This window comes from Microbacterium sp. LjRoot45 (assembly GCF_964253325.1).
Taxonomy (GTDB): Bacteria; Actinomycetota; Actinomycetes; order Actinomycetales; family Microbacteriaceae; genus Microbacterium.
Genome location: NZ_CAXUQM020000001.1, coordinates 900,059 through 912,509, shown reverse-complemented (window position 1 = coordinate 912,509; position 12,451 = coordinate 900,059). Strand labels below are relative to the sequence as shown.

Here is a 12,451-nt window from a genome sequence, read left to right as displayed (position 1 = left end):
CCCCACAGTTCAGCGTCCACCGCACCGCGTCCAATCGTCGGAACGCCGATCTGTGGACGAGTTGACTCAGTCCTCTGTCGGGGAGGAGCCCGCGCGCGTGACGTTGAGCACGATGATCGTGATGTTGTCGCGCCCGCCGTTCTCCAGCGCGGCCTCGAGCATCGCGTCGACCGCCTCGGTCGGGTCTTCGTGCTGGAGCAGGAAGTGCAGGATGCCGTAGTCCGTCAGTTCCTTGGTGAGGCCGTCACTGCACACCACGAACCGGTCGCCGTCGACGACCTCCAGCTTCACGTAATCGGGAGCAACGCCGTCGGAAGGACCCACGGCTCGCGTGATCACATTTCCGTACGGGTGGTTCTCCGCCTCCTCCGGGCTCAGCCGCCCGGCGGCGATGAGCTCCTGCACGACCGAGTGATCGGTGGTGATCTGCGCGAGGCTCTCGTCGCGGAAGAGGTAGACGCGGGAGTCGCCGATGTTCAGCGTCACCCACGTCGGTTCGTCACCGCTGACGTCGAGGTAGACGCCCGTCACGGTCGTGCCGGTGCCCTCGTCGGTCGCCTCCGGGTGGGAGTCGATGTCGGCGACCGCGCGTCCGAGAGCCTTCTCGACCGCCTTGGTCGTGACGGTGCCCTTCTCGGCGACCGTTCGCAGACGGGTGATCGTACTGGTGGAGGCGATCTCGCCCCCGATGTGACCGCCCATGCCGTCGGCGACCACGAAAAGGGGGTAGAGCGCCAGCACGGCATCCTGATTCACATCGCGCCGACGACCCCGATGGGTCACTTCCGCCCAGGCGAGCTCGATATCGCCATCCGGCAACGAGACCGTATGCCTCTGCGTCGCGGAATCGGCCACGCTCCCACCCTTCCTGATCGTCGGTGGACGTGGTCACACTCTAGTGGACGGGCCTGTGGCGCCCGGACAGCGCCACAGGCCCGTGCCGTCGGGAGTCCTAGGCGCGGGGCGGCTCCGGCGCCGTCGGCGGCTCCGTCGTAGGCGGCTCCGGCGCAGCGGGCGGCTCGGGCGCGGCGGGCGGCTCGGGCGTGCCGGGAGCTGCCGGGGGCGTCGCGCTGGCCGCCGGCGGGGCGGGCGGTGCGGCGGGCGGCGGCGTGACGTAGCCGGGGGCGGTCACGGGGTTCGCCGGGTAGCCCCCTGCCGGGGACTGGCTAGGGATGCCGGCCCACGTCGTGGTGTCGGAGAGGAACGCGTTGCCGGCCCACGGCGCAGCCGGAACATTGAGGTTCCAGCGCGACTTGTCGAAGGCGTTGATTCCGAGCCAGACCGGGGAGAGGAAGAAGTACAGGATGACCCACACCGCTTCCTTCTGCAGCTTGAGTCCCACACGCCACGCCGCGAGGAGCGCGATGATGTGCATCGCGAGGCCGAGGATCGTGCCGAGCCCGGGGACCCAGAAGAGCACCACCGCGGCACCGCCGGCAATGAGCACGAGCCACGGGCTGAGGTCACCGAGCTTGCTGAACACCATGAAGTTGTAGATCGGCACCCAAGCGCGCCATCTGCCCTGCACGCCGGCCTTGTCGAAGATCTTCATGAGGAAGTAGGCCGTCACCACATACACGGCGACGCCGAGCAAGAAGGTCAAGAAACCCACGACCGCCAACGCAGCGAGTGCGGTTCCGTCCGAATAGTCCATATCGATCCCTTTCCGAGGGCGATGACGACGGCGAGCCGTCGGCCGAGGGTCCCGGCTGGTGCCATGCTAGCGAGCAGCCGCAGCGGTGCACAGGATCTCGACACCGGGAGTTCTTCACGCGTCGCGACCGCCGTTGCGCGCCCTGAAGCCGACGGAAGGAACCACCATGACCGACAGCACACCCACCCCTCCTCCGCTTCCCGACCGTCCGGCGGCGGAGGCCGCCGCGGCATCCGCCCCGGAAGCGGTCGACGACACGGGCGTGCCCCGTCTGGTGGGCGAGGTCGACGACATCGGACGCGGATTCCTCGCCGCCCTGTTCGACATCTCCTTCACGACGTTCATCACCCGTCGTCTTGCGAGCGCGTTCTACCTCGTCGGCCTCATCGCCGTCGGGATCGGCTTCATCGCGGCGTTCTTCGGGGGCATCATCGGGGGCATCAGGGCCCTCTGGTGGAACCTCGGCGGAGGGATCTCCCTCATCGTGTCGACCGTGATCGTCGTGCCGATCCTCGCGTTCATCGCCGTCGTCGTGCTGAGGTTCGTGATCGAGTCCGTCGTCGCGCTCATCGCGATCGCGGAGAACACCGAACGCACGGCGCAGAACACGCGCGAGAGCTGAGCCAGCTCAGACCATCAGCTCGATCTCACCGGGCTTGCCGTCTCGCAGCTCCCACCCGTGCGACGACGCCCAGGACGCGAAGCCGCCGAGCGACCGCACCCGCGGACGGCTGAGCGCCAGCGCGCGCACGAGTTCACCCTTGGCGTGCTTGTTGAAGTGGTTGAGTGCCCGCACCGCGCCGTCTGCACCGGCCGTCACGACACGCACGTACGCGTGGGGGATGTCGGCGGGCACGGGCCCGAGCACCGCGTACGCCTCCGAGCGCAGGTCGAGCACGAAAGGCGGCGCCAGCTCCCCGAGGGCGGCGGTCACGGCATCCGCCCAGTGACGGCGCAACGGAGGGATGCCGGGAAGCGACGCGCCGGCGGCGAGGCGGTAGGCGGGAAGCCCGTCCAGAGCGGCGACCGGCCCTAACGGCGCAGAGTGGACGAGCACGTGGGCGTGCAGCCAGCGTCGCGCCGCAGCGGGCAACGTCGCCGCCTCGAGCGCATCGAACAGGACGCCCGTGTAGCGATCCACGGCGGGCATCGTCGGGCTCTCACGGAGCGTCGCATTGGCGATGAGCTCACCGCGCTGGCGCTCGCTCAGTTTGAGGACCCGCATCGCCGCTTCCTCGTCCGCGCTCAGACCCACGAGCGCGGTGATCGCGGCATCCCGGGCCTCACGCAACGACGGCAACGCGAGGGAATCCACATCGAGCGGCGCACCGGTGCCTCCCGGACGCTTGGTCTCGGACGGCGGCAGCAGGATCAGCATGAGGATCGGACTCCGGGAACGGCAACGCCGCCCGGCGGAACCGGGCGGCGTTGCGACGTGTGTCAGGACTGCAGGCTGGCGTGGCCGGCGACGATCCGCAGTTCGTCGGCCTCCATCGAGAGGAAGCCGTCCTGCGCGCTGGCGACGACCTTCGTGCCGTCCACCTGCGTGATGCGGACCTGGCCCTCGGCGAGGATGGCGAGAACAGGCTCGTGACCGGACATGAAGCCGATCTCGCCCTCGACGGTCTTCGCGACGACGAGGGATGCCTCACCGTGCCAGACCTCCTCCTCGGCGGAGACGAGGGTCACCGTCAGTGCCATGTCAGCTGTTCTCCTTCTGGATCTTCGCCCACTTCTCCTCGACGTCGGAGATGCCGCCGACGTTGAAGAACGCCTGCTCGGCGACGTGGTCGAAGTCACCCTTGACGATCGCGTCGAACGACTCGACGGTCTCCTTGATCGGGACCGTGGAGCCCTCGACGCCGGTGAACTTCTTCGCCATGTAGGTGTTCTGCGAGAGGAACTGCTGGATGCGGCGCGCGCGGGCGACGACGACCTTGTCCTCTTCCGAGAGCTCGTCGACACCGAGGATCGCGATGATCTCCTGGAGCTCCTTGTTCTTCTGGAGGATCTGCTTGACCGCGGTCGCGACCCGGTAGTGGTCGGCACCGATGTAGCGCGGGTCGAGGATGCGGCTCGTCGAGGCGAGCGGGTCGACGGCCGGGTACAGACCCTTCGACGCGATCTCACGGGAGAGCTCGGTCGTGGCGTCCAGGTGGGCGAACGTCGTCGCCGGAGCCGGGTCGGTGTAGTCGTCGGCGGGAACGTAGATCGCCTGCAGCGAGGTGATCGAGTGACCGCGCGTCGAGGTGATGCGCTCCTGCAGCACGCCCATCTCGTCGGCGAGGTTGGGCTGGTAGCCCACCGCAGAGGGCATACGGCCCAGCAGCGTGGAGACCTCGGAGCCGGCCTGCGTGAAGCGGAAGATGTTGTCGATGAACAGCAGCACGTCCTGCTTCTGGACGTCGCGGAAGTACTCCGCCATCGTCAGGGCAGAGAGGGCGACGCGCAGACGCGTCCCCGGCGGCTCGTCCATCTGGCCGAACACGAGGGCGGTCTTGTCGAAGACGCCCGCCTCCTCCATCTCGTGGATGAGGTCGTTGCCCTCACGGGTGCGCTCGCCGACACCGGCGAACACGGACACACCACCGTGGTCCTGCGCGACGCGCTGGATCATCTCCTGGATGAGGACGGTCTTGCCGACGCCGGCGCCACCGAAGAGGCCGATCTTGCCACCCTGCACGTACGGGGTGAGGAGGTCGATGACCTTGATGCCGGTCTCGAACATCTCGGTCTTCGACTCGAGCTGGTCGAAGTTGGGGGCCTGACGGTGGATGCCCCAGCGCTCGGTGATCTCGATGGTCTCGCCGGGCTCGGCGTTGAGCACCTCGCCGGTCACGTCGAAGACGCGACCCTTGGTGACGTCGCCCACGGGCACGCTGATCGGGCCGCCGGTGTCGCGCACCTCCTGGCCGCGGACCATGCCGTCGGTGGGCTTGAGGGAGATCGCGCGCACGAGGTCGTCGCCGAGGTGCTGCGCGACCTCCAGGGTGATCTCCGTCGACGCGCCGTCGATCGTGATGGTGGTCTTGAGCGCGTTGTAGATGTCGGGGATCGAGTCGTGCGGGAACTCGATGTCGACGACGGGGCCGGTGACGCGCGCGACGCGACCGACGACCGTGGTCGCTTCAGCGGTGGCGGTGGTGGTCATGATGTGTCTCTTTCGGTGTGGTCGTTACTTGCCCGATGCCAGGGCGTCGGCGCCGCCGACGATCTCGGCGATCTGCTGCGTGATCTCGGCCTGACGCGCGTTGTTGCGCAGGCGGGTGTAGTCGGTGATGAGCTTGTCGGCGTTGTCGCTGGCCGACTTCATCGCCTTCTGCGTCGCGGCGTGCTTGGCCGCGGAGGACTGCAGGAGGGCGTTGAACACTCGGCTCTGGATGTACACCGGCAGGAGGGCGTCGAGGACGACCTCCGGGCTCGGCTCGAACTCGTAGAGCGGGTACACCTGCGACGGAGCGCCCGCCTCGGCCTCATCGGCTTCGACGACCTCCAGCGGCAGCAGGCGCACCGTTTCGGGCGACTGCGTCATCATGCTGACGAAACGGTTGTACACGAGGTGGATCTCGTCCACGCCGCCGTCTTCACCGCCGAGGTCGTACGCCTCCAGCAGCGCGCCGGCGATCTGCTCCGCCGTGTTGAAGTGCGGAGTGTCGGTGTCGCCCGTCCACTCCCCTGCCCACGGCATCTGCCGGAACTGGAAGTAGCCGACCGCCTTGCGTCCGACGAGGAAGTAGACCGGCTCGCGCCCCTCGCTGCGCAGCAGCTCACCCAGCTGCAGACCCTCACGGAGGATCTGCGAGTTGAACGCGCCCGCGAGACCGCGGTCGGACGCGAAGATGACGACCGCGGAACGGCGGATCACTTCACGCTCGGTGGTGAGCGGGTGCTGGACGTTGGAGTGCGTCGCCACGGCGGCGACGGCCTGCGTCACGGCCCGCGCGAAGGGCGAGGACGCGCGCACGCGCGCCATCGCCTTCTGGATGCGCGAAGCCGCGATGAGTTCCATCGCCTTCGTGATCTTCTTGGTCGTCTGAGCAGAGGAGATCTTCTGCTTGTAGACCCGGAGTTGTGCGCCCATAGGTTCTGCGTCTCAGGTGTCAGACGACGCGGCTCAGCCGCGACGTCCCTTGACGATCTTCTCCTGGTTCACGTCGTCGACGTTGGCCGCCTCGACTTCCTCGTGACCGGGCTTGTTGATGGCCTGGCCCTTGCCGCCCTGGAACTCCAGGACGAAAGCGTCGGTGACCTTCTCGAGCTCGGCGAGCGTGTCGTCGTCGAGGACATTCGTGTCACGCAGCGTGTCGAGGATCGACGTGTTGCGCTTCAGGTAGTCCAGCAGGTCGCGCTCGAAGCGGAGGACGTCTTCGACGGCGATCGAGTCGAGCTTGCCGTTGGTGCCGGCCCAGATCGAGACGACCTGCTCCTCGACGGGGTACGGGTCGTACTGGGGCTGCTTGAGCAGCTCGGTCAGACGCGCACCGCGGTCGAGCTGACGGCGCGAGGCGGCGTCGAGGTCGGACGCGAACATCGCGAACGCCTCGAGCGAGCGGTACTGCGCGAGTTCGAGCTTCAGCGTTCCGGAGACCTTCTTGATCGACTTCACCTGCGCGTCGCCACCGACGCGAGACACCGAGATGCCCACGTCGACCGCGGGGCGCTGGTTGGCGTTGAAGAGGTCGGACTGGAGGAAGATCTGGCCGTCGGTGATCGAGATCACGTTGGTCGGGATGTAGGCCGACACGTCGTTGGCCTTCGTCTCGATGATGGGCAGACCCGTCATCGATCCGGCACCGAGCTCGTCCGACAGCTTCGCGCAACGCTCGAGCAGACGCGAGTGGAGGTAGAAGACGTCACCGGGGTACGCCTCGCGGCCCGGCGGGCGACGCAGCAGCAGCGACACCGCACGGTAGGCCTCGGCCTGCTTGGACAGGTCGTCGAAGATGATGAGGACGTGCTTGCTGTCGTACATCCAGTGCTGGCCGATGGCCGAGCCGGTGTACGGCGCGAGGTACTTGAAGCCGGCCGGGTCGGATGCCGGAGCGGCGACGATCGTCGTGTACTCCATCGCACCGGCGTCTTCGAGAGCGCCCTTGACCGACGCGATCGTCGAGCCCTTCTGGCCGATCGCGACGTAGATGCAGCGGACCTGCTTGTTCGGGTCGCCCGACTCCCAGTTCGCCTTCTGGTTGATGATCGTGTCGATCGCGATCGCGGTCTTGCCGGTCTGGCGGTCGCCGATGATGAGCTGACGCTGGCCGCGGCCGACGGGGATCATGGCGTCGATCGCCTTGATGCCGGTCTGCATCGGCTCGTGGACGCTCTTTCGCGCCATGACGCCGGGCGCCTGGAGCTCGAGTGCGCGGCGGCCGGTGGTCGCGATCTCGCCGAGGCCGTCGATCGGGTTGCCGAGCGGGTCGACGACGCGACCCAGGTAGCCGTCGCCGACGGCGACCGAGAGCACCTCACCCGTGCGGGTGACCTTCTGGCCGGCCTCGATGCCGGAGAAGTCTCCGAGCACGACGACGCCGATCTCGTTCTCGTCGAGGTTGAGCGCGAGGCCCTCCACGCCGTTGTCGAAGCGCACGAGCTCGTTCGCCATGGCGCCGGGGAGACCCTCGACGTGGGCGATGCCGTCGGCGGCGTCGATGACCGTGCCGACCTCGGTCGCGGAGGCCGCGGTGGGTTCGTACGCGGCGACGAAGTCTTTCAGCGCGTCACGGATGACGTCGGGGCTGATGGACAGTTCTGCCATGGTCTTCCTTTGTTGTGAAAGTCGATGCAGGCGATGCCTGCGGTCCGCTCCCCGGTGGGAGCGGGGAAGTTCTAGCCAGCCAGTCGCTGACGCAGATCGTGGAGGCGGGCGGAGACGGTCGCATCGATGACGTCGTCACCGATCTCGATCCGGAGGCCGCCCAGGACGCCCGGGTCGACGACGGTGTTGAGCGCCACATCGGCGCCGTACCTCGTGGCGAGCGACGCCCGCAGCCGCATGAGCTGTTCGGCATCCAGCGGGCTCGCGGCGTAGACCGTAGCGACGGTACGGCCGCGCTGGTCGGCGACGAGGCGCAGTGCGCGATTGAGCAGGGTGCGAACCCGTCGCTCGCGCGGCTGCTGCACGAGCGACGACACGATGAGCGTCGTCGCCTCGCTGGCGCGTCCGCCGAGGATCGACTCGATGAGCTTCCCCTTCGCGGATGCCTCACCCAGACGGCTGCCGAGGGCGAGCTCGAGCTCGGGGTTCGCCGCGACGGTGCGCGTGACCTCGAACAGCTCTCCCTCGACGTCGACCTGCGGAGCGGCGAGCGAGGCGGCGCGGATGGCGAGCGCCTCGATGCCGGCGACGAGGTCGTCAAGCGATGACCAGCGCTGCGCAGCGGCGGTGGTCACGAGTGACGCCGTCACGGGCTGCAGCCCCGCGAACACCTGAGCGGCCACGCCGGCACGCGCGTCGCCCGGGATGCCCCAGGACGAGAGTGCGCTGCTCAGCTGCGACGACTCGCTGATCGTGCGCGCGGCGAGGAACAGCTCCTGAGCGATGCTCAGGTCGCTGATCTTCGCCGTCGCGAGCGCCGCTTCGGTCGCGGCGAGCGCCTGCGTGGTCGCGCTGCCCATTATTTGGCCGTCTCCGACTCGAGGTCGGCGAGGAAGCGGTCTACGACGCTCTTGGCCTTCGTGTCGTCAGCGAGGGTCTCGCCGATGACGCCGCCGGCCAGGTCGAGCGCGAGCGTGCCCACCTCACTGCGCAGCGAGACGAGGGCCGACTGACGCTCGGCCTCGATCTGCGTGTGTGCGGCGGCCGTCAGACGAGCAGCCTCGGTGGAGGCGTTCTCGCGCGCCTCGGCGACGATCTTCTTGCCGTCCTCACGGGCGGCGTCGCGGATCTCACCGGCCTCCTTGCGCGCCTCGGCGAGCTGCGAGGTGTACTCCTCGAGCGCGGCCTCGGCACGACGCTGAGCCTCGTCGGCCTTCGCGATGTTGCCCTCGATGGCAGCAGAGCGCGCGTCGAGCAGGGCCTTCATCCGCGGAAGGGCGACCTTCCAGAAGACGAAGAGGATGACGGCGAAGCAGACACCCGACCAGATGATGTCGTACCAGGCGGGGATGAGGGGGTTCTTGGCCTCCCCCTCCTCCGCGGCCACGATTGAGGCCTGGACAAGAGCGTTCAGCATCCTGTCTCCTTCAGGGTCAGTGCGGGCGGGATCAGAAGCCGAAGATGAAGGCTGTGGCGATGCCGATGAAGGCGAGCGCCTCGGTGAAGGCGATACCGATCCACATCAGGACCTGAAGGCGACCGGCCAGCTCGGGCTGGCGGGCGACGCCCTCGATCGTCTTGCCGACGACGATGCCGACGCCGATGGCGGGGCCGATGGCGGCGAGGCCGTAGCCGACCGTCGCGATGGAACCGGAGACCTCGGCGAGAACCGTAGTTGCGTCCACGGGTGTTTTCCTTTCGGTTGGGTGGGAGGGCGAGTGCCCGCCCGCTCAGTGCTCTTCTGCCACCGCGAGCTGGATGTAGACCGCGGTGAGGATGGTGAAGACGTAGGCCTGGAGGACGGCCACCAGAATCTCGAACAGAGTGAAGGCGAGGCCGAACGCGAGCGAGCCCGCTGCGAGCGCCGACCACCAGCCACCCAGGTCGAGAAGGAAGAACTGCGTCGCTGCGAAGAACAGCACGAGCATGAGGTGACCGACCATCATGTTCATGAGGAGTCGGAGCGTCAGCGTGACCGGCCGGATGATGAACGTCGAGATGAACTCGAGCGGCGTCACCACGATGTAGAGGAAGGGCGGGACCCCGGAGGGGAACAGCGCGTTCTTGAAGAAGTTCTTCGGGCTCTTCCGGACGCCGGCGTAGATGAAGGTCACGTAGCTGACGACGGCCAGCAGGAGAGGCACGGCGATGATGCTCGTGCCGGCGATGTTCAGGAACGGGATGATGCCCGTGATGTTCATGAACAGCACCATGAAGAAGATGGTGGTCAGGATGGGCAGGAACCGCTGCCCGTCCTTCTTGCCCAGCAGATCTTCCGCCACGTTGACGCGTACGAAGTCGAGGCCCATCTCCACGAGGCTCTGGAACCGTCCGGGCACGACCGTCATGCGGCGCGTGCCGAGCCAGAAGATCAGGACGATCGCGATGACCGCGAGGAACTGGATCAGGTGGATACGCGTGACCGGAATGACGCCGAACGCGTTGAAGATGACCTCGGGGAAGAATTCGTCGATCGACGGACCGTGAAACTCAGGGCCTTCTCCGGCGGATGTGGCGATCAGGGTCGCAGTCTGGGTAAACAGCGCTGGCTCCAGCTTCGGGGCACCGGCCAGGGCCGGGGCGACGATGGTCGATTGAGCGGACTCCGCAGTCGCTCCCGGAGGAACAGGGCGGGCTCTGAGGACAGCCTATCAGGCCCCGCGCGGGGTCTCGTCCTCGCGGGGGAGATCTCGTGACGGATCGTCGGCGCTGTCGAGGTCGGCCGCCGTCGGGAGGGTCACATCGCTCGCGTGCGGGATGCGCATCCGCAGCATCACGAGGACGTCGATGACGAGCGACGCGACGACGCTCACGATGAGCGCGACGAAGAACACCGCCGGATCCAGCCAGGGCTGACCGCGCAGCACGACGAGGACAACGATGAAGACCACGAACTTCAGTACCCAGGCGCCCATCACGAGCCCGAAGAAGATCGGCACGTAGAGCGCGTCTCCGTACCAGCGATTGGCGATGAGGATGCTGGCGCCGGTGAAACCCAGGAAGACGGCGGCGAGCAGGACCGCGACGAGCGCGCTCCACAGCCCGTCGGTACCGCGAACGCTCCAGCCGATGAGCGCGCCGATCACCGCCAACACGGCGGTTGCGATCGCGGACCACAGCAGGGTGGTGCGCAGGACCGGGGTACTGGAGACGACGGGGCGATTCATGAGACGGGCTTCCGTTCGGGCTGGGGCGGGAGCGGGACGACCGCGCGAGCGGCGCGGCGCGAGGGCAACAGGGTGACGATGAGGCACGCGGCGACGCCGATCACGGCGAAGGAGAGGCCCGGCCAGTACAGGCCCGGCCAGTCGGCGGTCGTGCCGATGTACATGAGGAGCACCGACAGGCTCACGACCGCCGTCCAGGCGTAGAAGATCAGCACCGCGTCGCGGTCGCTGTGCCCCATGTCGAGCATGCGGTGGTGGAGGTGCTTGCGGTCGGGCGAGAACGGCGATTTGCCCTTCGACATGCGGCGGATCACGGCGAGGCCGAAGTCGAGGAGCGGCAGCAGCACGACGACGATCGGCAGCAGCACGGGGATGAACGCACCGAGGAGCTGCGAGCGGCCGAACTGATCGTTGTCGGCGATGAGCTGATTGGGCAGGCTCCCGGTGACGAGCATCGCCGAGACGGCCATGAGAAGTCCGAGCATGAGCGCTCCCCCGTCGCCCATGAACATGCGCGCCGGGTTCCAGTTGAAGGGCAGGAACCCGACACACGCCCCGACGAGCACGATCGCGATGAACGCGGCGAGGTTGGAGTAGCTCGTGAACTCGAAGTCGCGTGCGAGCAGATACGTGTAGGCGAAGAACACGCCGTTGGCGATCAGGGCGACGCCGGCCACCAAGCCGTCGAGGCCGTCGATGAAGTTGACGGCGTTCATGACGACGACGATGACGAACACCGAGAGGATGACGCTCAGCCACCCCGAGAAGATGGTCTTGCCGCCGATCGGCAGCGAATAGATCTGCACGCCACCGGGGCCGACGATGATCCAGGCGACGAGGAACTGGGCGCCGAGCTTGAGGAACCAGTCGAGGTCCCACAGGTCGTCGGCGACGCCCACGAGGACGATGAGCAGGGTCGATCCGAGGATCGCCCACATGCGTACTGGCTCCTGCCAGATGATCTGGAAGTAGGGCACCGCGGTGGACAGCGCGAAGGCTCCGAGGACACCGAGGAACATCGCCACCCCGCCGAGGCGCGGCGTCGGATTCTTGTGCACGTCACGTTCGCGGATGCCGGGGTAGAGCTTGTAGCGCATGCTCACGCGCCACACGACCCACGTGAGGACGAAGGTGAGCGCCCCCGTCAGGATCAGGATGAAGACGTAGTGCTTCACGCGGAGTCGCCGACCGCGTCGGTGTCGGCGGGGTCGGGTTCGAGGAGGTCGCCGAGCACCTCGCGAAGGGCGGACCGCGCCACGGCACCCTCCCGGAGCACGCGCACGGGGCGGCTCTCGTCGCCGACGAGGCCCGTGGCATCCACGATCGTCGACGCCACTCCTGTGGGCGAGGCGCCGCCGTCGAGGTAGATCGAGACGCTGTCGCCGAGCATGTCGACCGCGTCGTCGACGGTCGTCGCTGCCGCCTTGCCGGTGAGATTGGCGCTCGAGACGGCGAGCGGTCCCGTCTCGGCGAGAAGTTCGAGCGCGATGCGCTCGGCGGGCATGCGGACGGCGACCGTTCCCCCGGTGTCGCCGAGGTCCCACGTGAGCGACGGCTGCGCCGGGAGGACGATCGTCAGCCCGCCGGGCCAGAAGCGCTCGACGAGTCGCTCGACGGCTTCGGGCAGTTCCGCGACGAGCGCACGGAGGGTGGGTACCCCGCCCACGAGCACGGGAGGCGGCGACTGCCGGCCCCGGCCCTTCGCCGCGAGCAAGCGTGCGACGGCGGCGGGGCTGAACGCGTCGGCACCAATGCCGTAGACGGTGTCGGTGGGGAGCACGACCAGCTCGCCGCGGGCGATCGCCTGCCGCGCCTGACGCAGGGCGGGAAGCAGCTGGTCGGCGTCGCGGGTGTCGAACACAGTGGACATAGCGG

15 protein-coding genes are annotated in these 12,451 nt (G+C 67.9%); 1 reads left to right on the top strand and 14 read right to left on the bottom strand.

What is annotated here, in order from left to right; translation table 11 throughout:
- Positions 1-66: 66 nt before the first annotated feature.
- Both ACSQ18_RS04125 and ACSQ18_RS04120 read right to left on the bottom strand, forming a co-directional pair.
- Complete coding sequence (locus ACSQ18_RS04125; RefSeq protein ID WP_436035898.1) at positions 67-855, bottom strand: PP2C family protein-serine/threonine phosphatase; 789 nt, start codon at positions 853-855, stop codon at positions 67-69.
- 97 nt (positions 856-952) lie between these two features.
- Complete coding sequence (locus tag ACSQ18_RS04120; protein WP_436035897.1) at positions 953-1,654, bottom strand: large exoprotein; 702 nt, start codon at positions 1,652-1,654, stop codon at positions 953-955.
- Between the two features lie 166 nt (positions 1,655-1,820).
- On the opposite strand from ACSQ18_RS04120, the gene ACSQ18_RS04115 reads away from it, so the two are divergent.
- Positions 1,821-2,276, top strand: a complete 456-nt coding sequence (locus ACSQ18_RS04115; protein WP_436035896.1) for a DUF4282 domain-containing protein — start codon at positions 1,821-1,823, stop codon at positions 2,274-2,276.
- A 6-nt stretch (positions 2,277-2,282) separates the two neighbouring features.
- Here the strand turns inward: ACSQ18_RS04115 and ACSQ18_RS04110 are convergent, their stop codons facing one another.
- The 12 genes from ACSQ18_RS04110 to ACSQ18_RS04055 form a co-directional block, all read right to left on the bottom strand.
- Positions 2,283-3,032: a YaaA family protein gene (locus ACSQ18_RS04110; protein WP_436035895.1), complete on the bottom strand. Its 750-nt coding sequence runs from the start codon at positions 3,030-3,032 to the stop codon at positions 2,283-2,285.
- A 62-nt stretch (positions 3,033-3,094) separates the two neighbouring features.
- Entirely contained in the window at positions 3,095-3,355 is a 261-nt protein-coding gene (locus tag ACSQ18_RS04105; protein WP_144807433.1) for a F0F1 ATP synthase subunit epsilon, read from the bottom strand.
- A 1-nt stretch (position 3,356) separates the two neighbouring features.
- Positions 3,357-4,805, bottom strand: a complete 1,449-nt coding sequence (gene atpD / locus ACSQ18_RS04100; RefSeq protein WP_436035894.1) for a F0F1 ATP synthase subunit beta — start codon at positions 4,803-4,805, stop codon at positions 3,357-3,359.
- Between the two features lie 24 nt (positions 4,806-4,829).
- Positions 4,830-5,735, bottom strand: a complete 906-nt coding sequence (locus tag ACSQ18_RS04095; RefSeq protein WP_144807431.1) for a F0F1 ATP synthase subunit gamma — start codon at positions 5,733-5,735, stop codon at positions 4,830-4,832.
- A gap of 33 nt (positions 5,736-5,768) precedes the next feature.
- Complete coding sequence (gene atpA / locus ACSQ18_RS04090; protein WP_144807430.1) at positions 5,769-7,409, bottom strand: F0F1 ATP synthase subunit alpha; 1,641 nt, start codon at positions 7,407-7,409, stop codon at positions 5,769-5,771.
- Between the two features lie 71 nt (positions 7,410-7,480).
- Positions 7,481-8,269, bottom strand: a complete 789-nt coding sequence (locus tag ACSQ18_RS04085) for a F0F1 ATP synthase subunit delta (RefSeq protein ID WP_436035893.1) — start codon at positions 8,267-8,269, stop codon at positions 7,481-7,483.
- Positions 8,269-8,826, bottom strand: a complete 558-nt coding sequence (locus ACSQ18_RS04080; RefSeq protein ID WP_301039583.1) for a F0F1 ATP synthase subunit B — start codon at positions 8,824-8,826, stop codon at positions 8,269-8,271. Before ACSQ18_RS04080 ends, ACSQ18_RS04085 begins: the two co-directional genes overlap by 1 nt.
- A 31-nt stretch (positions 8,827-8,857) precedes the next feature.
- Entirely contained in the window at positions 8,858-9,094 is a 237-nt protein-coding gene (gene atpE / locus ACSQ18_RS04075; RefSeq protein WP_301039582.1) for an ATP synthase F0 subunit C, read from the bottom strand.
- Between the two features lie 45 nt (positions 9,095-9,139).
- The gene (gene atpB, locus ACSQ18_RS04070) at positions 9,140-9,952 is read right to left on the bottom strand and encodes a F0F1 ATP synthase subunit A (RefSeq protein WP_301040659.1); all 813 of its coding nucleotides are present in this window, start codon (positions 9,950-9,952) and stop codon (positions 9,140-9,142) included.
- A gap of 108 nt (positions 9,953-10,060) precedes the next feature.
- On the bottom strand, positions 10,061-10,576 hold the full coding sequence (locus ACSQ18_RS04065) for a hypothetical protein (RefSeq protein ID WP_436035892.1): 516 nt from the start codon (positions 10,574-10,576) through the stop codon (positions 10,061-10,063).
- Positions 10,573-11,751, bottom strand: a complete 1,179-nt coding sequence (locus tag ACSQ18_RS04060; RefSeq protein WP_436035891.1) for an MraY family glycosyltransferase — start codon at positions 11,749-11,751, stop codon at positions 10,573-10,575. The genes ACSQ18_RS04065 and ACSQ18_RS04060 overlap by 4 nt, the downstream gene beginning before the upstream one ends.
- Entirely contained in the window at positions 11,748-12,446 is a 699-nt protein-coding gene (locus tag ACSQ18_RS04055) for an L-threonylcarbamoyladenylate synthase (protein ID WP_436035890.1), read from the bottom strand. The genes ACSQ18_RS04060 and ACSQ18_RS04055 overlap by 4 nt, the downstream gene beginning before the upstream one ends.
- Between the last annotated feature and the right edge of the window lie 5 nt (positions 12,447-12,451).

Excerpts from the sequence above, each read along its gene's own strand:
- ACSQ18_RS04120 (WP_436035897.1), bottom strand. The coding sequence starts at position 1,654 with ATGGACTATTCGGACGGAACCGCACTCGCTGCGTTGGCGGTCGTGGGT.
- ACSQ18_RS04115 (WP_436035896.1), top strand. The coding sequence starts at position 1,821 with ATGACCGACAGCACACCCACCCCTCCTCCGCTTCCCGACCGTCCGGCG.
- ACSQ18_RS04085 (WP_436035893.1), bottom strand. The coding sequence starts at position 8,269 with ATGGGCAGCGCGACCACGCAGGCGCTCGCCGCGACCGAAGCGGCGCTC.
- ACSQ18_RS04105 (WP_144807433.1), bottom strand. The coding sequence starts at position 3,355 with ATGGCACTGACGGTGACCCTCGTCTCCGCCGAGGAGGAGGTCTGGCAC.
- ACSQ18_RS04095 (WP_144807431.1), bottom strand. The coding sequence starts at position 5,735 with ATGGGCGCACAACTCCGGGTCTACAAGCAGAAGATCTCCTCTGCTCAG.
- atpD (WP_436035894.1), bottom strand. The coding sequence starts at position 4,805 with ATGACCACCACCGCCACCGCTGAAGCGACCACGGTCGTCGGTCGCGTC.
- ACSQ18_RS04080 (WP_301039583.1), bottom strand. The coding sequence starts at position 8,826 with ATGCTGAACGCTCTTGTCCAGGCCTCAATCGTGGCCGCGGAGGAGGGG.
- ACSQ18_RS04065 (WP_436035892.1), bottom strand. The coding sequence starts at position 10,576 with ATGAATCGCCCCGTCGTCTCCAGTACCCCGGTCCTGCGCACCACCCTG.
- atpA (WP_144807430.1), bottom strand. The coding sequence starts at position 7,409 with ATGGCAGAACTGTCCATCAGCCCCGACGTCATCCGTGACGCGCTGAAA.
- ACSQ18_RS04110 (WP_436035895.1), bottom strand. The coding sequence starts at position 3,032 with ATGCTGATCCTGCTGCCGCCGTCCGAGACCAAGCGTCCGGGAGGCACC.
- ACSQ18_RS04055 (WP_436035890.1), bottom strand. The coding sequence starts at position 12,446 with ATGTCCACTGTGTTCGACACCCGCGACGCCGACCAGCTGCTTCCCGCC.